The organism is Zobellella sp. DQSA1 (assembly GCF_041950555.1).
GTDB lineage: Bacteria > Pseudomonadota > Gammaproteobacteria > Enterobacterales > Aeromonadaceae > Oceanimonas.
The window spans coordinates 432,444-451,101 of sequence record NZ_CP169531.1 but is presented as its reverse complement, the minus strand read 5'-3'; the positions used below and the strand labels follow the sequence as shown (position 1 = coordinate 451,101).

Annotated in this window: 14 protein-coding genes; 7 read left to right on the top strand and 7 right to left on the bottom strand. The window is 64.3% G+C overall.

Going from position 1 to position 18,658, the window contains the following annotated elements; translation table 11 throughout:
- Nucleotides 1-51: 51 nt before the first annotated feature.
- The 3 genes from parC to ACEVBK_RS02185 all read right to left on the bottom strand — a co-directional run bounded on the left by parC (nucleotide 52) and on the right by ACEVBK_RS02185 (nucleotide 4,950).
- Nucleotides 52-2,301 carry a DNA topoisomerase IV subunit A gene (gene parC, locus ACEVBK_RS02195; RefSeq protein ID WP_375056986.1) on the bottom strand — a complete coding sequence of 750 codons (2,250 nt, stop codon included), beginning with the start codon at nucleotides 2,299-2,301 and terminating at the stop codon, nucleotides 52-54.
- A gap of 10 nt (nucleotides 2,302-2,311) precedes the next feature.
- Entirely contained in the window at nucleotides 2,312-4,207 is a 1,896-nt protein-coding gene (gene parE, locus ACEVBK_RS02190) for a DNA topoisomerase IV subunit B (protein WP_375056985.1), read from the bottom strand.
- Nucleotides 4,208-4,377: 170 nt separating this feature from the next.
- Complete coding sequence (locus ACEVBK_RS02185) at nucleotides 4,378-4,950, bottom strand: YqiA/YcfP family alpha/beta fold hydrolase (protein ID WP_375056984.1); 573 nt, start codon at nucleotides 4,948-4,950, stop codon at nucleotides 4,378-4,380.
- Between the two features lie 331 nt (nucleotides 4,951-5,281).
- Here ACEVBK_RS02185 and ACEVBK_RS02180 point away from each other — a divergent pair, with 331 nt between their 5' ends.
- The 3 genes from ACEVBK_RS02180 to ACEVBK_RS02170 are packed head-to-tail and all read left to right on the top strand — an operon-like array spanning nucleotide 5,282 to nucleotide 8,320.
- Complete coding sequence (locus ACEVBK_RS02180; RefSeq protein ID WP_375056983.1) at nucleotides 5,282-6,589, top strand: CmpA/NrtA family ABC transporter substrate-binding protein; 1,308 nt, start codon at nucleotides 5,282-5,284, stop codon at nucleotides 6,587-6,589.
- A gap of 19 nt (nucleotides 6,590-6,608) precedes the next feature.
- On the top strand, nucleotides 6,609-7,463 hold the full coding sequence (gene ntrB / locus ACEVBK_RS02175; protein WP_375056982.1) for a nitrate ABC transporter permease: 855 nt from the start codon (nucleotides 6,609-6,611) through the stop codon (nucleotides 7,461-7,463).
- Between the two features lie 11 nt (nucleotides 7,464-7,474).
- On the top strand, nucleotides 7,475-8,320 hold the full coding sequence (locus ACEVBK_RS02170; RefSeq protein ID WP_375056981.1) for an ABC transporter ATP-binding protein: 846 nt from the start codon (nucleotides 7,475-7,477) through the stop codon (nucleotides 8,318-8,320).
- 1 nt (nucleotide 8,321) lies between these two features.
- On the opposite strand, the gene ACEVBK_RS02165 is transcribed toward ACEVBK_RS02170, so the two are convergent.
- The 4 genes from ACEVBK_RS02165 to nudF form a co-directional block, all read right to left on the bottom strand.
- Complete coding sequence (locus tag ACEVBK_RS02165; protein WP_375056980.1) at nucleotides 8,322-9,611, bottom strand: nitrate- and nitrite sensing domain-containing protein; 1,290 nt, start codon at nucleotides 9,609-9,611, stop codon at nucleotides 8,322-8,324.
- 61 nt (nucleotides 9,612-9,672) lie between these two features.
- Nucleotides 9,673-10,455, bottom strand: coding sequence for a 3',5'-cyclic-AMP phosphodiesterase (cpdA, locus tag ACEVBK_RS02160; protein WP_375058497.1), 783 nt, complete (start codon nucleotides 10,453-10,455; stop codon nucleotides 9,673-9,675).
- 56 nt (nucleotides 10,456-10,511) lie between these two features.
- On the bottom strand, nucleotides 10,512-10,955 hold the full coding sequence (locus tag ACEVBK_RS02155; protein ID WP_375056979.1) for a DUF1249 domain-containing protein: 444 nt from the start codon (nucleotides 10,953-10,955) through the stop codon (nucleotides 10,512-10,514).
- Nucleotides 10,956-10,975: 20 nt separating this feature from the next.
- Complete coding sequence (nudF, locus tag ACEVBK_RS02150) at nucleotides 10,976-11,596, bottom strand: ADP-ribose diphosphatase (protein WP_375056978.1); 621 nt, start codon at nucleotides 11,594-11,596, stop codon at nucleotides 10,976-10,978.
- A 214-nt stretch (nucleotides 11,597-11,810) separates the two neighbouring features.
- Between nudF and tolC the strand changes: the two genes are divergently transcribed.
- The 4 genes from tolC to ACEVBK_RS02130 all read left to right on the top strand — a co-directional run bounded on the left by tolC (nucleotide 11,811) and on the right by ACEVBK_RS02130 (nucleotide 18,657).
- Nucleotides 11,811-13,112, top strand: a complete 1,302-nt coding sequence (gene tolC / locus ACEVBK_RS02145) for an outer membrane channel protein TolC (protein ID WP_375056977.1) — start codon at nucleotides 11,811-11,813, stop codon at nucleotides 13,110-13,112.
- A gap of 204 nt (nucleotides 13,113-13,316) precedes the next feature.
- The gene (locus ACEVBK_RS02140; RefSeq protein WP_375056976.1) at nucleotides 13,317-15,926 is read left to right on the top strand and encodes a molybdopterin-dependent oxidoreductase; all 2,610 of its coding nucleotides are present in this window, start codon (nucleotides 13,317-13,319) and stop codon (nucleotides 15,924-15,926) included.
- Nucleotides 15,927-16,301: 375 nt separating this feature from the next.
- Complete coding sequence (locus ACEVBK_RS02135; RefSeq protein WP_375056975.1) at nucleotides 16,302-17,669, top strand: CmpA/NrtA family ABC transporter substrate-binding protein; 1,368 nt, start codon at nucleotides 16,302-16,304, stop codon at nucleotides 17,667-17,669.
- A 22-nt stretch (nucleotides 17,670-17,691) separates the two neighbouring features.
- Entirely contained in the window at nucleotides 17,692-18,657 is a 966-nt protein-coding gene (locus tag ACEVBK_RS02130; protein ID WP_375056974.1) for an ABC transporter permease, read from the top strand.
- Nucleotide 18,658: the final 1 nt, after the last annotated feature.

Sequence of the window (18,658 nt, the reverse complement as noted above, 5' to 3'; positions counted from 1 at the left end):
TCCTGAAACGACAAGGCCCGATTGCTCGGGCCTTGCTCTTGTTTCCTCTTATCAGGCTTCCAGCTCGATGCCATCCACCCGTTGCAGGCCCCTTGGCAGCAGGGCGCCGCGGCGGCCGCGCTCGCCCCGGTAGTGCTCGAGATCGGCGGGCTTGAGGGTCAGCTTGCGCTTGCCCGCATACAGGGTGACGCTCACACCTTGCGGCACCACCACCAGCTGCTTGATAAAGTCCTCCCGGGCCTGCACCTTGGCGGCGGGGATGCCGATAATCTTGTTGCCCTTGCCCTTGGCCAGCAGCGGCAGGTCCTTGAGCGGGAACAGCAGCATACGCCCCTCGTTGGTGATGGCCATGCACAGGTCGCTGTCCAGGGTGGCGATGGCCGCGGGCTTGAGCACCAGCCCACCGTTCGGCACCGTGAGCAGGGCCTTGCCGTTCTTGTTGCGGCTGACCATGTCGCCGTAGCGGCAGACGAAGCCGTAGCCGGCGTCGGAGGCCAGCAGGAACAGGGTGTCGTCCTCCCCCATCAGCACGAAGCTGGCCTGTTCGCCCGGGCTCAGGCTGCAGCGGCCGGTGAGCGGCTCGCCCTGGCCCCGGGCCGAGGGCAGGCTGTGGGCGTCCAGGCCATAGCCCCGGCCGATATTGGACAGGAACACCGCCGCTTCGTTGCTGCGCCCCATGGCGGCATCGAGGAAGCCGTCGCCGGCCTTGTAGCTGAGGCCGGGCCCATCCACTTCATGGCCCTTGGCGGCGCGGATCCAGCCCTTCTCGGACAACACCACGGTGACCGGCTCACTCGGCACCAGTTCCTTCTCGCTCAGCGCTTTGGCCTCTTCCCGCTCCACCAGCGGCGAGAGCCGATCGTCGCCGTACTTGTCGGCGTCGGCCAGGATTTCCTTCTTAAGCAGGGTGCCGAGCCGGCGCTCGGAGCCCAGGATCTGGGCCAGTTTGTCGCGCTCGGCGGCCAGCTCGTCCTGCTCACCGCGGATCTTCATTTCTTCCAGCTTCGCCAGATGGCGCAGTTTCAGCTCGAGGATAGCCTCGGCCTGGGTCTCGGTAAGATCGAAACGCGCCATCAGCACCGGCTTGGGCTCGTCCTCGGTGCGGATAATGTGGATCACCTCGTCGATATTGAGGAAGGCGACCAGCAAGCCGGCCAGGATGTGCAGCCGGGCCTCGACCTTGTCCAGCCGGTACTGCAGCCGGTTGCGCACCGTCTCGCGGCGAAAGCGCAGCCATTCGTTCAGGATCAGATCCAGGCTCTTCACCTGGGGTCGGTTGTCCAGCCCCAGCATATTGAGGTTGACCCGATAGTTCTTCTCCAGATCCGTGCTGGCGAACAGGTGCTGCATCAGCTGTTCCACGTCCACCCGGTTGGAGCGGGGGATGATCACCAGCCGGGTCGGGTTCTCGTGATCCGACTCGTCGCGCAGATCCGCCACCATGGGCAGCTTCTTGGCCTGCATCTGAGCGGCGATCTGCTCCAGGATCTTGCCGCCGCTGGCCTGGTGCGGCAGCGCGGTTATTACTATATCGCCCTGTTCCAGCTGGTAGACGGCGCGCATTTTGATGCTGCCCTTGCCGGTTTCGTAGATCTTCTGGATCTCGGCCCTGGGGGTGATGATCTCGGCCCGGGTCGGGTAATCGGGCCCGGCCACGAAGCCCATCAATTCGGCCACCGTCGCCTGGGGGTGCTCCAGCAGGTGCACGCAGGCATTGGCCAGTTCCCGCACGTTGTGGGGCGGGATGTCGGTGGCCATGCCCACGGCGATGCCGGTCACCCCGTTGAGCAGGATGTGCGGCAGTCGGGCCGGCAGCATGCGCGGCTCCTTCAGGGTGCCGTCGAAGTTAGGCGTCCACTCCACCGTGCCCTGGCCCAACTCGCTCAGCAGCAGCTCGGAGAAGCGCGACAGCCGCGCCTCGGTATAGCGCATGGCGGCGAAGGACTTGGGATCGTCCGGCGCGCCCCAGTTGCCCTGGCCGTCCACCAGCGGGTAGCGGTAGGAGAAGGGCTGAGCCATCAGCACCATGGCCTCGTAACAGGCGGAATCGCCGTGGGGGTGGTACTTGCCCAGCACGTCGCCCACGGTACGGGCGGATTTCTTGTGCTTGGACAAGGCCGACAGGCCCAGCTCGCTCATGGCGTAGATGATGCGGCGCTGCACCGGCTTCAGGCCGTCGCCGATATGGGGCAGGGCCCGGTCCATGATCACGTACATGGAGTAGTTTAGGTAGGCCTGCTCGGTGAAGGTGTGCAGCGGCAGGCGCTCCACCCCTTCCATGGTAAAGTCGTTGTTGCTCATTCTCTCGTCCTCAGGCCAGGGGGTCGACCAGGTTGCCCTTGGTTTCCAGCCATTCCCGGCGATCGCCGGAACGCTTCTTGGCCAGCAGCATGTCCATCAGTTGCTCGGTGGCCTCGGCATCCTCCACCGTCAGCTGCACCAGCCGGCGGGTGTTGGGATCCAGGGTGGTTTCGCGCAGCTGCTTGGGGTTCATCTCGCCCAGCCCCTTGAAGCGGGTGACCTGTACCTTGCCCTTCTTCTTCTCGGCGGCGATCCGCTCCAGCACACCGTCGCGCTCGTCCTCGTCGAGGGCGTAGAACACTTCCTTGCCCACGTCGATGCGGTACAGGGGCGGCATGGCCACGTACACGTGGCCCCGTTCCACCAGGGTACGGAAGTGGCGCACGAACAGGGCGCACAGCAGGGTGGCAATGTGCAGGCCGTCCGAGTCGGCGTCGGCCAGGATGCACACCTTGCCGTAGCGCAGGTCGGACAGGTCGTCCGAGTCCGGATCCAGGCCGATGGCCACCGAGATGTCGTGCACCTCCTGGGAGGCCAGTACCTGGCCGGACTCCACTTCCCAGGTATTAAGAATTTTCCCACGCAGCGGCATAATGGCCTGGAACTCCCGATCCCGTGCCTGCTTGGCGCTGCCGCCGGCCGAGTCCCCTTCCACCAGGAACAGCTCGCCCTGCATGGGATCCGAGCAGGCGCAGTCGGTCAGCTTGCCGGGCAGGGCCGGGCCCTGGGTCACCTTCTTGCGCACCACCTTCTTGGCCTGGCGCAGCCGGCGCTGGGCGCTGCTGATGCACAGCTCGGCGATCTGCTCGGCCAGCTCGATATGCTGGTTCAGCCACAGGCTGAAGGCGTCCTTCACCACCCCGGAGACGAAGGCCGCGCTCTGCCGCGACGACAGCCGCTCCTTGGTCTGGCCGGCGAACTGGGGATCCTGCATCTTCACCGACAGGATGTAGGCGCAGCGCTCCCAGATGTCGTCCGGAGTCAGTTTGACCCCACGCGGCAACAGGTTGCGGAACTCGCAGAACTCGCGCATGGCGTCCAGCAGGCCCTGGCGCAGGCCGTTGACGTGGGTGCCGCCCTGGGCGGTGGGAATGAGGTTGACGTAACTCTCGCCCAACCCTTCACCGCCGTCCGGCAGCCAGGTCAGGGCCCATTCCACCGCCGAGTGCTCGGCGGCAAAGTTACCGGTAAAAGGCTGCTCCGGCAGGCAGGTGAACTCCTTCACCGCCTCCACCAGGTAATCCTTGAGCCCGTCCTGATAGCACCACTCCAGGGTCTCGTTGTTGACCCTGTCCTCGAAGCGAATGGCAAGCCCCGGGCAGAGCACCGCCTTGGCCTTGAGCAGGTGCTTGAGCCGGGTGGCGGAGAACTTGGGCGAGTCGAAATAGCTCGCATCGGGCCAGAAGCGCACCCGGGTGCCGGTGTTGCGCTGGCCGCAGGTGCCGGTCACGGTGAGCTCGCTCACCTTGTTGCCGTGCTCGAAGGCCATCTCGAACACCTGGCCGCCGCGCCGCACGGTGACGTCCACCCGGGTACTCAGGGCGTTGACCACCGAGATGCCCACCCCGTGCAGGCCGCCGGAAAACTGGTAGTTCTTGTTGGAGAACTTGCCGCCGGCGTGCAGCTTGCAGAAGATCAGCTCCACCCCGGAGATGCCTTCCTCCGGGTGGATGTCCACCGGCATGCCCCGGCCGTCGTCGATCACCTCGAGCGACTGGTCGTCGTGCAGTATCACCTCGACCTTGCCGGCGTGGCCCGCCAGGGCCTCGTCCACGCTGTTGTCGATGACCTCCTGGCCCAGATGGTTGGGACGGGCGGTGTCCGTATACATGCCGGGGCGACGCCGCACCGGCTCCAGGCCATTGAGCACCTCAATGGCGTCGGCAGTATATTGACTCGATGTCATATTGACCTTCGGTAATCAGGGGTATTGGCGGGCATCTTACTACCGGAAGCCGAAAGCTGGAAGCTGGAAGCCCGACTCTTAGTCACAAGTTGGGCTCTCTGCTGTAACAGTCGCGAAGACATAACAGGGCCACCTCCACCGACACGCTTTAAGCTGACGGAGGAGGTCGCTTACAGCTGTAAGAAGCGGATGATCTGGCCGCAGTAGCGCTCGAAGCCGATGAAGGAATGGTCGCCGCCCTTCTGGATGCAGACCCGGGCGAAGCGGTAGTAGTCCAGCGCCTCCCGGTAGTCGAGCACCTCGTCGCCCTGCTGTTGCAACAGCCAGATGCGCTCCAGGCAGCCCGGCGCATCCACCCGCAGGGCGGCCAGTTCGGCCATATGTTCGGCGGTGAGCCGGTAATACTCACCGGTATAGGGGTTGTGCTGCCCCCCCAGCCAGTCGCTAAGCAATATATGGGGATTGACCGCCGGGTTGATGACCACGGCGCGCACCCCGTACAGCTGTGCCACCCGGGTCGCCCAGAAGCCCCCGAGGGAACTGCCCGCCACCCCGAAGGGCCCTTCCAGTCCGTCGCAGATCGTCGCTATCTGGGCCCAGGCCGCCGCCGGGGTGGCCGCAATCTGCGGACAGACAAAGCGGATATCGGGCCGGTGCCGCCGCAGGTGATCTTCCATCAGGCTGGCCTTGATGGATTTGGGTGAGGAATTGAAGCCGTGCAGATAAAGCAGCGTGGCCGTCATGCTGTGCACTCCCGCAGAAAAAGCTGCCAGCGAGCTTACCCGCCCGCTCCGGCAACCACAATGGCATTCGCTGCCTTAACCCGGTGCAAAATGCACCACAATGGCACTTTTCCCACCTTCCGGCCGTGGCGAAAACCACCTCCAATGAGCTAACCCTTAGGGAATATCCCTTTCGAGGTGGCCTGGCGACCTGTGGCACGCTTTCTGCTTACATTATGGCAAGACGGGTCCAATGGCGGACCCACTCATTCAGGCAACGTTGCCCACCGCAGGCTGCATCCAGATGCAGCGGCGCGTGGGCTTTTTTTTTGAAATTTCGAGGGAATGAACCATGACCAAGCACAATAACGTGGATCCGGCCGGCCGCCGGCACTTTCTGAAGGCCTCCCTGGCCGCGGCCGGCGGGGCCGCCCTGTGGAGCAGCTTCCCGAGCCTGGGCCTGGCGGCGCAAAGCGCAGGCCCGTTGGAAACCAAATCCGCCAAGCTGGGCTTTATCGCCCTGTCCGACGCGGCGCCGCTGTTCGTGGCCGACGAGAAGGGCTTCTTCGCCAAGCACGGCATGACCGAGGTGCAGGTGCTCAAGCAGTCCTCCTGGGGCACCACCCGCGACAACCTGGTGCTGGGATCGGCCAGCAACGGCATCGACGGCGCCCATATCCTTACCCCCATGCCCTATCTGCTCAGCACCGGCGCCATGACCGCCAACAACGTGCCCACCCCCATGTACATACTGGCCCGGCTCAACCTGGCCGGCCAGGGCATCTCGGTAGGCAAGGAGTACCAGGATCTCAAGGTCGGGCTGGATCTGGCCGAATTCAGGCAGGCGCTGGCGGCCAAGCAGAATGGTGGCAGCCCGGTGCGCGCCGCCATGACCTTCCCCGGCGGCACCCACGATCTCTGGATCCGCTACTGGATGGCGGCCGGCGGCATAGACCCCAACCAGGACATCGCCACCATAGTGGTGCCGCCCCCCCAGATGGTGGCCAACATGAAAGTGGGCAGCATGGACACCTTCTGCGTGGGCGAACCCTGGAACGAACAGCTCATCAACCAGGGCATCGGCTACTCAGCCCTGACCACGGGCGAGATCTGGGCCGGCCATCCGGAGAAGGCCTTCGCCATGCGCGCCGACTACGTAGACCAGCACCCCAACGCCACCAAGGCGCTGCTCAAGGCGATCATGGAGGCGCAGATTTTCTGCGAACAGCCGGAAAACCGCGCCGAAGTGGCGCAAATCTGCGCCAAGCGCCGCTGGATCAATGCCCCGGTCAAGGACATCATCAACCGCATGCAGGGTCACTTCGACTACGGCACCGGCCGCATCGTGGAAAACAGCCCCCACCAGATGCGCTTCTGGAAGGACCATGCCTCCTACCCCTTCCAGAGCCATGACCTCTGGTTCCTGACCGAGAACATGCGCTGGGGCTACCTGCCCACCGACCTCGACACCCAGGCGCTGATCGCCCGGGTCAACCGGGAGGATCTGTGGCGAGCCGCCGCTGCCGAGCTGGGGGTGGACAAGGCCGACCTTCCCGCCTCCACCTCGCGCGGGGTCGAAACCTTCTTCGACGGTAAGCAGTTCGATCCCGAAAATCCCATGGCCTACCTGGACAGCCTGGCCATCAAGAAGCTGGCCTGAGGCCGCAAGGAGCATCACCATGACCACCGAAAGCACTTCTCAGACCCAGGCGCTCGGCCGCCGTGCGCCCCGCCCGACTCCCCTCGGCCCCGTGCTGCAGTACGGCCTGAACCACCTGGCGCCGCCGCTGGTGATCCTGGCCGGGCTGCTGCTGCTGTGGGAGCTGCTGTGCTCCGGCAGCAACACCGCCCTGCCGCCGCCCAGCCAGGTGCTGAGCGATACCTGGGAGCTGATCACCGATCCCTTCTATAACAACGGCGGCAACGACGTGGGCATGGCCTGGCAGATCCTCGCCAGCCTGGAGCGAGTGGCCTACGGCTACAGCCTGGCGGTGGTGGCGGGCGTAAGCCTGGGGGTGCTGGTGGGCCAGTCCACCTGGGCCATGCGCGGCCTGGACCCCATCTTCCAGGTGCTGCGCACCGTGCCGCCCCTGGCCTGGCTGCCGATCTCCCTCGCCGGCTTCCAGGACAGCAGCCCTTCCGCCATCTTCGTGATCTTCATCACCTCGATCTGGCCCATCATCATCAATACCTCGGTGGGGGTGCGCAACATCCCCGAAGACTACCGCAACGTGGCCCGGGTACTGCGCCTGAACGGCGCCGAGTACTTCGTCCGTATCATGCTGCCCGCCGCCGCCCCCTACATCTTCTCCGGACTGCGCATCGGGGTCGGCCTGTCGTGGCTGGCCATCGTCGCCGCCGAGATGCTGATCGGCGGCGTGGGCATCGGCTTCTTTATCTGGGACGCCTGGAACGCCTCGCTGATCAGCGACATAGTGCTGGCCTTGATCTACGTGGGCCTGGTGGGCTTCATACTCGACCGCATCGTGGCGGTCTTCGGCCAATGGATTAGCCGCGGCACCAGCGCCGCCTGAGGAGGAATATCATGAGCCATCACTACCTGACCATCGAAAACGTCGACAAGGTCTACCACACCGCCGGTGGCACCAGCCAGGTGCTGAAGAACGTCAACCTCAAGGTAAACAGGGGGGAATACCTCTCCATCATCGGCCACTCCGGCTGCGGCAAGAGCACAGTGCTCAATATCGTCGCCGGCCTGACCGGCGCCAGCAACGGCGGCGTCATCCTGGACGGGAGCGAAGTCACGGTCCCGGGCCCGGAGCGGGCCCTGGTGTTCCAGAACCATTCCCTGCTGCCCTGGCTGACGGTCTATGAAAACGTGGCCCTGGCGGTGGACAAGACCTTCCGCCGCAGCAAGACCAGGGCGGAGCGCCAGGACTGGATACTGCACAACCTGGCCCTGGTGAACATGAGCCACGCCCTGCACAAGCGGCCGGACGAGATCTCCGGTGGCATGAAGCAGCGAGTGGGCATTGCCCGGGCCCTGGCGATGGAGCCCAAGGTGCTGCTGCTGGACGAGCCTTTCGGCGCCCTCGACGCCCTGACCCGGGCCCACCTGCAGGACGAGGTGATGCGTATCCAGCACGAACTGCACAATACGGTGCTGATGATCACCCACGACGTGGACGAGGCGGTGCTGCTCTCCGATCGCATCGTGATGATGACCAACGGCCCGGCCGCCACCATCGGCGAAGTGCTCACCATCGACCTGCCCCGGCCCCGGGACAGGATTGCCCTGGCCGACAACCCGCGCTACAACCACTACCGCCACGAGGTGCTGCGCTTCCTCTACGAGAAGCAGCGCAAGCTGGAGCCGCTGCGGCCCCAGCGGGAAGCAAAGGCCCCGGCCGCCGAAGCCGCCGGCGCCTGAGTCAGGTCCACATCTCGGCCAGGGCGAGCAGTTCCCTGGCTACATCCAGCTGGCGCCGCCCCTGCTCCATGGAGGTGCGGCGCAGCAGCTTGTGGGCTTCCTCCTCGGACAACCGGCGATGGGTCATCAGCAGGCCCTTGGCCCGTTCCACCACCTTGCGTTCTTCCAGCGCCGTTCGGGCATTGTTGAGTTCGTCCTGTATCTGTTGCAGACGGCCGGACTGGGACTGCAGCAGTTCGATCAACGACCGGCCCAGTTGCGGGCTCAGGTTATGGTAGGAACCCATCAGTTCGTTCTCCGCCACCGTCCGGGTCGAGCAGAACACCACGAAGGCATCGTCCTGGCCCTGCTGGAAGCGAGGCAGCAGATCGATCACCGAACAGTGCTGGGCCAGGCTGTCCCGTGCGGCGCCGAGCTTGCCGGCACTCAGCACCTCCAGCCGGGCGGCCAGGCACAGCTCCACCTGCTGCATGGTATCGATGCGGGCGCTCATCGCCTCGAACCAGCGCTGTCCCAGCCGGGGATCGAAAGCGGTGCGCTCGTTGCTGGTGCACAGCAGCCGGCGCAGGCGCTCCACCTCGATAAGGCCGGTGTCCTGCTGGCACTGGCGCCATACCGCCCAGGAGGCCGGATCCACGAAACCGGCGAACACCTCGAAACAGCGCTCCTGAGCCTCGATCAGGTGCTGGATGCGGGGCGAAACCTCGCCCCCGCCATGGCCGGAGGCAAAGGCCGCCGCCCCCGCCGCCCGCTCCTGGCCGGTGAGTTCCTTGCCCTGCATAAAGTGGAACATGGCTACCAGCAGGCGGGCGATATCCGGATCCACCGCCGCATCGGCGGCCTCGAACACCACCGCCAACAGCCCCTGCGCCAGTTCGGTATAGACCCGGGTGGCCGCCTCCGCCCGGATGGCCAGACAGCCGACCTCGTCCCGCAGCCGGTCGATATCCGACAGTATGTGCACCGCATAGCCGATACGGTTGAGCAGCCGGCTGCCGGCCTGCACCGTATTCTGGCGCAGATTGAGCGCCGCCAGGGCCTGGTGAAACTGTTCCGAATGACGATCGGTGTCGCGCCTGATGGTCTGCAGCTCGGGACCGAAGCGCTCCCCCCGGGAGCCCAGGTACATGTTGGATGCTCCCCGCTCCCGCTGCAGGGCGTGCACCAGGTGGCTGATGCAAACCACCAGTTGTCCCATGCGCAGCAACTGCTCCAGGATCTGGATTTCGCATTCTTTGGAAGCGATCAGGTAATCGGTGGCGTCGGGTCGGCCGGCTGAGGTCTCTGCCATGGTCTTGCTCCGTTGGACTTGAATTGCTTGATCCAACGGAAGCAAGAAATACGCCAGCTATTTAATAACCGGTGGCGCTGAAGTCGGGCACGAAGGCATCCGGCGGCAGCCGCCATACCTGGGTACTGAGTCGGCCGTCGGGATAAAGCGACAGGGCCCGCCAGCCGGGAGCGGTATGATCCAGGGCGAAATCGTCGGACAGGGGCTTGAACTGGATGCAGGTGGAGGGGCTGGCCAGGTAGCGTACCCCGTCGTGAACTTCGTCGAAGCCCTGGTGGACATGGCCGAACAACACCACCTTGGCGGCCCGGTGCCGTGCCAGCCGTTGCTTGAGCTCGTCGGCGTTGCGCAGGTTGTGCTGATCCAGCCAGGCGCAGCCTACCGGCACCGCCTGGTGATGCACCGCCACCAGCAGATGGTGGTGGGGATAGTCGTTGATGGCCCGATCCAGCAGCTCGAGCTGCTCCGGCGCCAGTTCACCGTGGACGGCGCCACGCAGCTGGGTGTCGAGCAACAGTATCTGCCAGTTGCCGCACAGCAGTTGCTTGGCATTGCTGATGCCGGCGGCATCCAGTTCGGCCTGCATCACGGGGGCGTCGTCGTGGTTTCCCGGCAACCAGAACACCGGCGGCGCAAGCTCCGCCATCAGCCGGGTAAACTGCCGGTAGGACTCGGGGCTGTGATCCTGGGACAGATCGCCGGTGGCCAGGATCAAATCCCGGGGGCTGTCGTCTTCCAGGATGGCGTCGACCACCGCCCGGCAACTGTGCCAGGGGGCAATGCCCAGCAGATCGGCCTCGGCACCGGCGAAAAGGTGGGTATCGGTGATCTGCAGCAGTTCCACCACGCCATCGATACGATGGGGACTGAGCTGGATGGGTTGTTGCGTTGTTGCCCTGTTCAAAGCTGTTTGACCGTGCTGAATCCGTGGTATAGGCAACATCTCAGCCATTCGGCCAGAAAGAGGTTAACCTGTTCTTTTTCATTGGGATGGTGCATGTTTTTATTGGGGTAATCATAACTCGGTTGCAGTGCAAAAATCTGCTGACTGGCACACACTTCGGCCATGCGCACGTCGTGATAGAGCCGCACCCTGACCTTCATCCGCATAAAACAGGGCAGGCCGGGAGTACATTGTTCGATGGATACATGCCAGGTGTAGGGCGCGATCTCCAGCACTCGCAATACAAACAGCACCTGCTCGCTGATACCCACAGACACACTCTCGCCCGCCACGGCCGCCCTGGGCAACAGCTTCATCAGCGCCAGATAGTTGGTGTCGCAGGTGCGCTGCAACGCCTTAAGATCCGGTACATGTCTACGGGTGGTGGTCACCGAAACCAACGGTTTCTCCTCTCTTCGACTCAGGCACCGGCGGGCCTGTTGCCGCGGTGCAGTTCCAACCATTGTAGTGCGATCACGCTGGCGGCATTATCTATTTTTCCCTCCGCCAGCCATTGCATCGCCCGGGCCCGGGGCAGGCGATGCACCCTGATATCCTCGCCCTCGTGAACCAGGCCGGCATGGTCGGCGGCCTCGGCGGCATCCACTTCGCCGATAAAGACGGTGATACGCTCGCTGCAGCCACCGGGGCTGGAATAATAACTGAGTGCCCGGGTCAGGGTTTTCAAGGTCAGACCCGCTTCTTCCTGGGCCTCACGACGTACCACCTCTTCCTCGGACTCGCCAGCCTCCACTATGCCCGCCACTATCTCCAGCAGCCAGGGGCTGCGCCGATCGCGGATAGCACCCACCCGGAACTGCTCCACCAGCACCACTTCATCCCGCATCGGATCATAGGGCAGCACGGCTGCGGCATGCCCCCGGTCGAACAGCTCGCGGGTAAGGGCCGGTCCCCAACCGCCGGCGAACAGCCGGTGCCGAAGGCGGACCTTGAGCAGCCGGAAAAAACCCCGATAGCCTACCTCTTCGGCCAGCAGTTGCATATCCTCCCGGCCGAAACCGGGGTGGTTTTTCCTGGTCATATCGACTCCTGTCTTGACATTTAAGCGGCAGATTTTAGACTAGCGCCAATGTGAATGAACGTTCATTCATGGATGGCGACTGCTCCGTTTTACAGTTATCCCCATATTACTGCAACGAAAAATGGTCACGCTACCGTTATACTGAACGACGAAAAACAAGATGCCTGCCCCCAGCACGGCGATAATTGGTCCATCCGTTATTAAAGGCTACATAATGAAAAAAACGCTGTTGTCGACCCTGATGCTCCTTTGTGCGTCGGGTCCGGTTCAGGCCGAAGACTTGCTGGATATCTACCGGCAGGCCACCCAGAACGACCCCCAGGTGCGCGAAGCCAAGGCGCTCCGTGACGCCGCCTTCGAAAGGATCAACGAGTCCCGGGCGGCATTGCTGCCCCAGGTCAACCTGGGGGCCGGCGCAAACTACACCCAGAGCAACAAGGACGACCGCACCACCCGCAGCACCGCCAATGTCGGTGCCACCCTGAGTCAGGCGCTGTACCGCCGCAGCAACTGGATCAATCTGGACATCACCGAAAAGGCGGCCGCTCAGAGTGAAGTCAGTTACAAGCAGGCACAGCAGGCCCTGATCGTTCGTGCCACCCAGGCCTATTTCGACGTGCTCAACGCCCAGGATACCCTGAGCTTCGTGCAGGCCAACAAGGAAGCGGTCAGTCGCCAGTTGGACCAGACCCGGCAGCGCTTCGAGGTGGGCCTGAGTGCCATGACCGACGTGCACGAAGCCCAGGCCCAGTACGACCAGGCCCTGGCCGAGGAAATCAGCGCGGAAAACGCGGTCAATAACGCCAGGGAAGTGCTGCGCGAACTCACCGGTATCAGCTATGCACGACTCAACGAGCTCAATACCGACACCTTCAGCCCCCAGCGACCGACCACCGCCGCCGATACCTGGCTGGAGATCGCCCTGGAGCAGAACCTCGAGCTGCACAGCCAGCGCATCAACAAGGACATCGCCAACGAGCAGATCGGCCTGGCCCAGTCCGGCCGCCAGCCAACTCTGGACCTGAACGCCGGCCTGAGCAGCAACTACAGCGACTACAAGAACAATAACCAGAACGACGGTACCCTCAACGAAGGCACCGTCGGGCTGTCGCTGTCGCTGCCGGTGTTCACCGGCGGCGCCACCGGCTCCCAGATCAAGCAGGCCCAGCACAACTACGTGGCGGCCAGCGAACAGCTGGAGCGCAGCTTCCGCTCGGTGCAAAGCCAGGTGTACTCTTCCTTCAACGACGTCAATGCGGCCATCGGTTCCATTCGTGCCTTCGAGCAGTTCGTGGTGTCCGCGGAAAGCGCGCTCAGCGCCACCGAGGCCGGCTACGAGGTCGGCACCCGTACCATAGTGGATGTGCTCAACGCCACCCGCCAACTGTATAACGCCAAACAGAACCTGTCCGCCGCCCGCTACAACTACATCCTGAGCCAGTTGCAGCTCAAGCTGGCCGCCGGCAACCTGACCGAACAGGACCTGGTGGACATCAACAACGGGCTGAAACGCTAAGTCCGGAAGCCCTCTCCCAGGCGGCCCCGGCCGCCTGCCTTACTTCCCTGCCCAAGACGTTGCACCATCATATGGCCCTTGCCTTATGATGGTGCACTCCCCCCGCCTCGTTCTCTGTTAATTTATTGATAAAAAAGAGAATGGCATCATGGCACAGGCCTTGCTTTATGACTGACAGAGTCACTTATTATTTACAAGGCCACTATGACAGCTTCGATCCATACCACCTGCCCCTATTGCGGCGTTGGCTGCGGCGTTAAGGTCGACAGCCAGGGCACCCCCAGCGGCGATGCCGGCCATCCCGCCAACCTCGGTGCGCTGTGCGTGAAAGGCATGGCGCTGGGCGAAAGCCAGAGCCTGCCCAACCGCCTGCTCTACCCGCGGGTGCACGGCGAGCAGGTGGAATGGCCCCGGGCCGTCGAGCATATCGCCCACCGCTTCGGCGAACTGATCGAGCGTCACGGCCCCGGTGCCATCGCCTTCTACGGCTCGGGCCAGATGCTGACCGAAGACTATTATGTGGCCAACAAGTTGATGAAGGGCTTTATCGGCTCGGCCAATATCGACACCAACTCCCGGCTCTGCATGTCCTCCGCCGTGGCCGCCCACCAGTACGCCTTCGGCGAGGACGCGGTGCCGGCCAGCTACGAGGACATCGACCAGGCCGAGCTGGTGGTGATCGTCGGCGCCAACACCGCCTGGACCCACCCGGTACTGTTCCGCCGGCTCGAGGCCGCCAAGGCCGCCAACCCGAACCAGCAGTGGGTGGTGATCGATCCCCGCGCCACCGCCACCGCTCAGCAGGCGAGCCTGCACCTGCCGCTCACCCCGGGGTCGGATCTGGTGCTGTTCAACGGCCTGGCCCGCCGCATCCTGGACAGCAACCGCCTGGATCGCCACTTCGTGGAACGGCACGTCACCGGTTTCGACGAGCTGCAACGGCAGCTTTCCGGCCCCGAATACGCTGCCGAACGGGTGGCCGAGGCCACCGGACTGTCCATCGCCCAGCTCAACCACTTCTACCGGTTATTCCTGGACAACCCCAAGACCCTGACCCTGTTCTGCATGGGCATCAACCAGTCGTTGCAGGGCACCCTCAACGCCGGCGCCATCATCAACTGCCACCTGCTCACCGGCCGCATCGGCAAGCCGGGCGCCGCCCCCTTCTCCCTCACCGGCCAGCCCAACGCCATGGGCGGGCGCGAGGTGGGTGGCCTGGCCAACCAACTGGCGGCCCACATGGACTTCGCCCCGGCCAATCGGGACAAGGTGGCCCGTTTCTGGGGTACCGGGAGCCTGGCCCAGGCTCCCGGCCACAAGGCCATGGACATGATAGAGGCGATAGAGCGCGGCGAGATCAAGGCGCTGTGGGTAATGGGCACCAACCCGGCGGTGTCGCTGCCGGACAGCGCCCGGGCCCGCCGCGCCCTGGCCCGTTGCGAGCTGCTGATCGTCTCCGACATCAGCCCCAACACCGACACCGCCAAGCTGGCCCAGGTGCTGCTGCCCGCCGCCGGCTGGGGCGAGAAGGACGGCACAGTGACCAACTCGGCGCGCATCATCTCCCGCCAACGCCCCTTCAAAGCGGCCCCCGGCGCCGCCCGGCCGGACTGGTGGGCCCTGTGCCAGGTCGCCCGGGCCATGGGCTTCGAACAGGCCTTCGCCTTCGACTCGGCCGCCGATATCTTCCGCGAGCACGCCGCCCTCACCGGTTTCGAAAACGACGGCGAGCGGCTGTTCGACATCTCCGCCCTGAGCGACCTGAGCGACGCCGAGTACGACGCCCTGACCCCGCGCAGCTGGCCCCTGGCAGGCAAAAATGCCGGCCCGGCCCGGCTGTTCGCCGAGGGCCGTTTCTCCACCCCCGACGGCAAGGCCCGCCTGCGCCCGACCGAGCCGTCCGCGCCCGCCGAACCGGCCGGGCTGCTGCTCAATACCGGTCGGCTGCGGGATCAGTGGCACACCATGAGTCGTACCGGCCATGTGGCCCGGCTGATGGCGGCAGCCACCGAGCCCCAGGCCCAGCTTCATCCGGAGACCCTGGCCGCGCTCGGGCTGGAGCGGGCCGAGCTCATCGCCCTGCACAACGAACACGGCCACACCCTGGTCCGGCCGGTGGCCGACGAAGGCATGGCCCCGGGCCAGGTGTTCGTGCCCATGCACTGGAGCGAGGAATTCAGCGCCGGTGGCCGCATCAACGATCTGGTCGAGGCCCGCGGCTGCGCCCTCTCTGGCCAGCCCGCCTTCAAGCAGAACCGGGTGCAGGTGAGCGCCGTCGAACTCCAATGGCAGGCCAGCTGGATTGCCGCCGAGGTGCCGGCCCTGCTGCCGGAATGGTGGAGCCGCCGTCCCCTGACCCAGGGCGACTGCTGGAGCCTGGCCGGCATAGATACCTCCGCCGCCGAGGCCCGGGCCGCCCTGACCGCCGAAGGCAGCTGGCTGGACTGGCCCCTGCCCCAGGGACGACTGCTGGTCAACCTGGAGCAGGGCAAGATCGCCGGTCTGCTGCTGCTGGGGCTGTCGCCCTGGCATATCAACCCGGATCCGCTGGCGGCCCTGCTCGGTACCGCCCTGCAGCCCAGCCTGCTGCTCGGCCAGCTGAGCCAGGCCCTGGCCGGCAACAGCAAGCTGGTGTGCAGCTGCTGGAGTGTCAGCGAGGACCAGATCCGCCGTGCCATAACGCAAAATGACATCACCGAATTGCCCCAGTTGCAGCAATTGCTCAAGTGCGGCACCCGCTGCGGCTCCTGCGTACCGGAGCTGAAACAACTGATAGAGGTATGCCAACCCCAGCTTCAGGGAGAAAAAATCTAGTCGGGCACAGGCCCGGCTCCCCGTACCGATGTTCTCGTTATCTCGGGCCCGTCCCGAGTCGTTTCCTCCAGACTATGCCATTTGGCTGGCTCCCCTGTTCGCATGGGAGCTTTTTTTTATTTTCCGGTTTCAAAAAATAGCGGCAGGCTCTTGCCGAGACAATGAAATACCTCTAAAGTAGTATCTAGAATTGCCCTAGCCCCACCCGCTGCATCATCTTGGTGAAGAGCCTGCCCGCAAACAGGCAGCCCCGTCTTGCACACCCAATAATTTCCTTTTTAATCAATTGGTTATATTTTGGCACATATCTTGATCCTCCCTGTATAGCTACCGGTCTTTCCGGCCACGGATTCAACATCACAGGGAGTACCCATCATGAACTTATGGCAAAGCACCGCGACGGCCTGCGCCCTCGCTTTCGGCCTGGCCGCCCCGCTGGCAGCCCAGGACGAAATAGGCCCGGCGGAGAAGGACGAACTCACCCTCGGCTTTATCAAACTCACCGACATGGCCCCCCTGGCCATCGCCTATGAAAAAGGCTTCTTCGAGGATGAGGGTCTCTATGTCACCCTCGAAGCCCAAGCCAACTGGAAGGTACTGCTGGATCGGGTCATCTCTGGCGAGCTGGACGGCGCCCACATGCTGGCCGGCCAGCCCATCGGCGCCTCCCTCGGCATCGGCACCCAGGCCGACATCATCACCGCCTTCAGCATGGATCTGAACGGCAACGCCATTACCGTCGCCAACGAAGTGTGGGCGGCGATGAAACCCCACCTCGAGCTGGACGATGCCGGCAAGCCGGTGCATCCCATCTCCGCTTCCGCCCTCAAGCCGGCGCTGGAACAGTATCGCCAGGGCGGTAAGAGCCTGAACATGGGCATGGTGTTCCCGGTCTCCAGCCACAACTACGAGCTGCGCTACTGGCTCGCCGCCGGCGGCATCCATCCCGGCTACTACGCCCCCCACAAGGGCGACAACAGCGGCCAGCTGCAGGCCGAGGTGCTGCTGTCGGTAACTCCGCCGCCGCAGATGCCGGCCACCCTGGAGGCCGGCACCATCGCCGGCTACAGCGTGGGCGAGCCCTGGAACCAGCAGGCGGTGCTGAAGAAAATCGGGGTGCCGGTGATCACCAACCACGATATCTGGCCCTACAACCCGGAAAAGGTGTTCGGCGTCAACAAGGCCTGGGCCGAGCAGCACCCCAATACCCACCTGCGGCTGGTGAAGGCACTGCTGCGCGCCGCCCACTGGCTGGATGAGGGCGACAACGCCAACCGGGAAGAAGCGGTGGAGATCCTGTCCCAGCCCTATTATGTGGGCGCCGACAAGCAGGTGATTGCCGCCAGCATGACCGGCTCCTTCGAGTACGAGCCCGGCGACGTGCGTCCGGCCCCCGACTTCAACGTCTTCTTCCGCCACGACGCCACCTACCCCTACTACAGCGACGCGGTCTGGTTCATGACCCAGATGCGCCGCTGGGGCCAGATTGCCGAGGCCCAGAGCGACGACTGGTACCTGGAACAGGCCAAACGCATCTATCGCCCGGATATCTACACCCGGGCCGCCCGGGCGCTGATCGCCGAAGGCAAGCTTGGTGCCGACGACTTCCCCGGCCTGGATGAGCGGGACGGCTTCCGCCCGGTGGCCAGCGACTTTATCGACGGCACCACCTTCGACGGCCGCCAGCCCAACGACTACATCGACCAGTTCGCCATCGGCCTGACCGGCGACACCCGGCTGTAAACAGCGAGGAGGCATGATGAACATGAAAGTGATTTCTCTGACCCAATGGTCGCGACTGGCCTCGCCACGCCGGCTGTCGCGCAGCCTGCTGCCCCTGCTCGGCATCACCGTTTTCCTGCTGTTGTGGCATCTGCTGGCAGGCCAGGTACAGACGTCGCTCGGTACCCTGCCCGGCCCGGTACAGACCAGCCAGCAACTGGTGAACCTGGTGCAGGAACACAAGATGGAGCGGGACCGGGAGCGGCAATTCTACGCACGCCAGATCGCCCGCAACCAGGCCTTGCTGGAGAAAAATCCCGACGCCGAGGTGCGCATCCGCACTTTCAACGGCCGGCCCACCTTCTTCGACCAGATCCTGACCAGCCTGAAGACGGTGGCCGCCGGCTTCGCCCTGGCCACCGCTATCGCCATCCCGACCGGCATCGCCCTGGGTCTGAACAAAAGTCTGTACCAGGCGCTGAACCCGGTGGTGCAATTGCTCAAGCCGGTATCGCCCCTGGCCTGGCTGCCGCTGGTGACCATAGTGGTGAGCGCCCTCTACGTCAGCCCGGAGCCGTTGGTGTCCAAGTCGTTCCTGATCTCGCTGTTCACCGTTACCCTGTGCTGCCTGTGGCCGACCCTGATCAACACTGCCGTGGGCGTGGCCGGCATGGACAAGGACCTGATCAACGTCAGCAAGATGCTGCGCCTGGGCAGCCTGACCCATGTGCGCCAAATTGTGCTGCCGAGCGCCATTCCGATGATTTTCACCGGTCTGCGCCTGTCCCTGGGGGTAGCCTGGATGGTGCTGATCGCCGCCGAGATGCTGGCCCAGAATCCGGGCCTCGGCAAGTTCGTGTGGGATGAATTCCAGAACGGCAGCAGCGACTCCATGGCGCGGATCATGGTGGCGGTGGTGGTGATTGGCCTGATTGGCTACCTGCTCGACCGCCTGATGCTGACCTTGCAGCAAACCCTGTCCTGGGACAAGACCAGCGCCAGCCGCTGAG

Bases quoted from the DNA above. Each gene is read 5' to 3' on its own strand.
- parC (WP_375056986.1), bottom strand. From the start codon at position 2,301: ATGAGCAACAACGACTTTACCATGGAAGGGGTGGAGCGCCTGCCGCTG.
- parE (WP_375056985.1), bottom strand. From the start codon at position 4,207: ATGACATCGAGTCAATATACTGCCGACGCCATTGAGGTGCTCAATGGC.
- ACEVBK_RS02185 (WP_375056984.1), bottom strand. From the start codon at position 4,950: ATGACGGCCACGCTGCTTTATCTGCACGGCTTCAATTCCTCACCCAAA.
- ACEVBK_RS02180 (WP_375056983.1), top strand. From the start codon at position 5,282: ATGACCAAGCACAATAACGTGGATCCGGCCGGCCGCCGGCACTTTCTG.
- ntrB (WP_375056982.1), top strand. From the start codon at position 6,609: ATGACCACCGAAAGCACTTCTCAGACCCAGGCGCTCGGCCGCCGTGCG.
- ACEVBK_RS02170 (WP_375056981.1), top strand. From the start codon at position 7,475: ATGAGCCATCACTACCTGACCATCGAAAACGTCGACAAGGTCTACCAC.
- ACEVBK_RS02165 (WP_375056980.1), bottom strand. From the start codon at position 9,611: ATGGCAGAGACCTCAGCCGGCCGACCCGACGCCACCGATTACCTGATC.
- nudF (WP_375056978.1), bottom strand. From the start codon at position 11,596: ATGACCAGGAAAAACCACCCCGGTTTCGGCCGGGAGGATATGCAACTG.
- tolC (WP_375056977.1), top strand. From the start codon at position 11,811: ATGAAAAAAACGCTGTTGTCGACCCTGATGCTCCTTTGTGCGTCGGGT.
- ACEVBK_RS02140 (WP_375056976.1), top strand. From the start codon at position 13,317: ATGACAGCTTCGATCCATACCACCTGCCCCTATTGCGGCGTTGGCTGC.
- ACEVBK_RS02135 (WP_375056975.1), top strand. From the start codon at position 16,302: ATGAACTTATGGCAAAGCACCGCGACGGCCTGCGCCCTCGCTTTCGGC.
- ACEVBK_RS02130 (WP_375056974.1), top strand. From the start codon at position 17,692: ATGAAAGTGATTTCTCTGACCCAATGGTCGCGACTGGCCTCGCCACGC.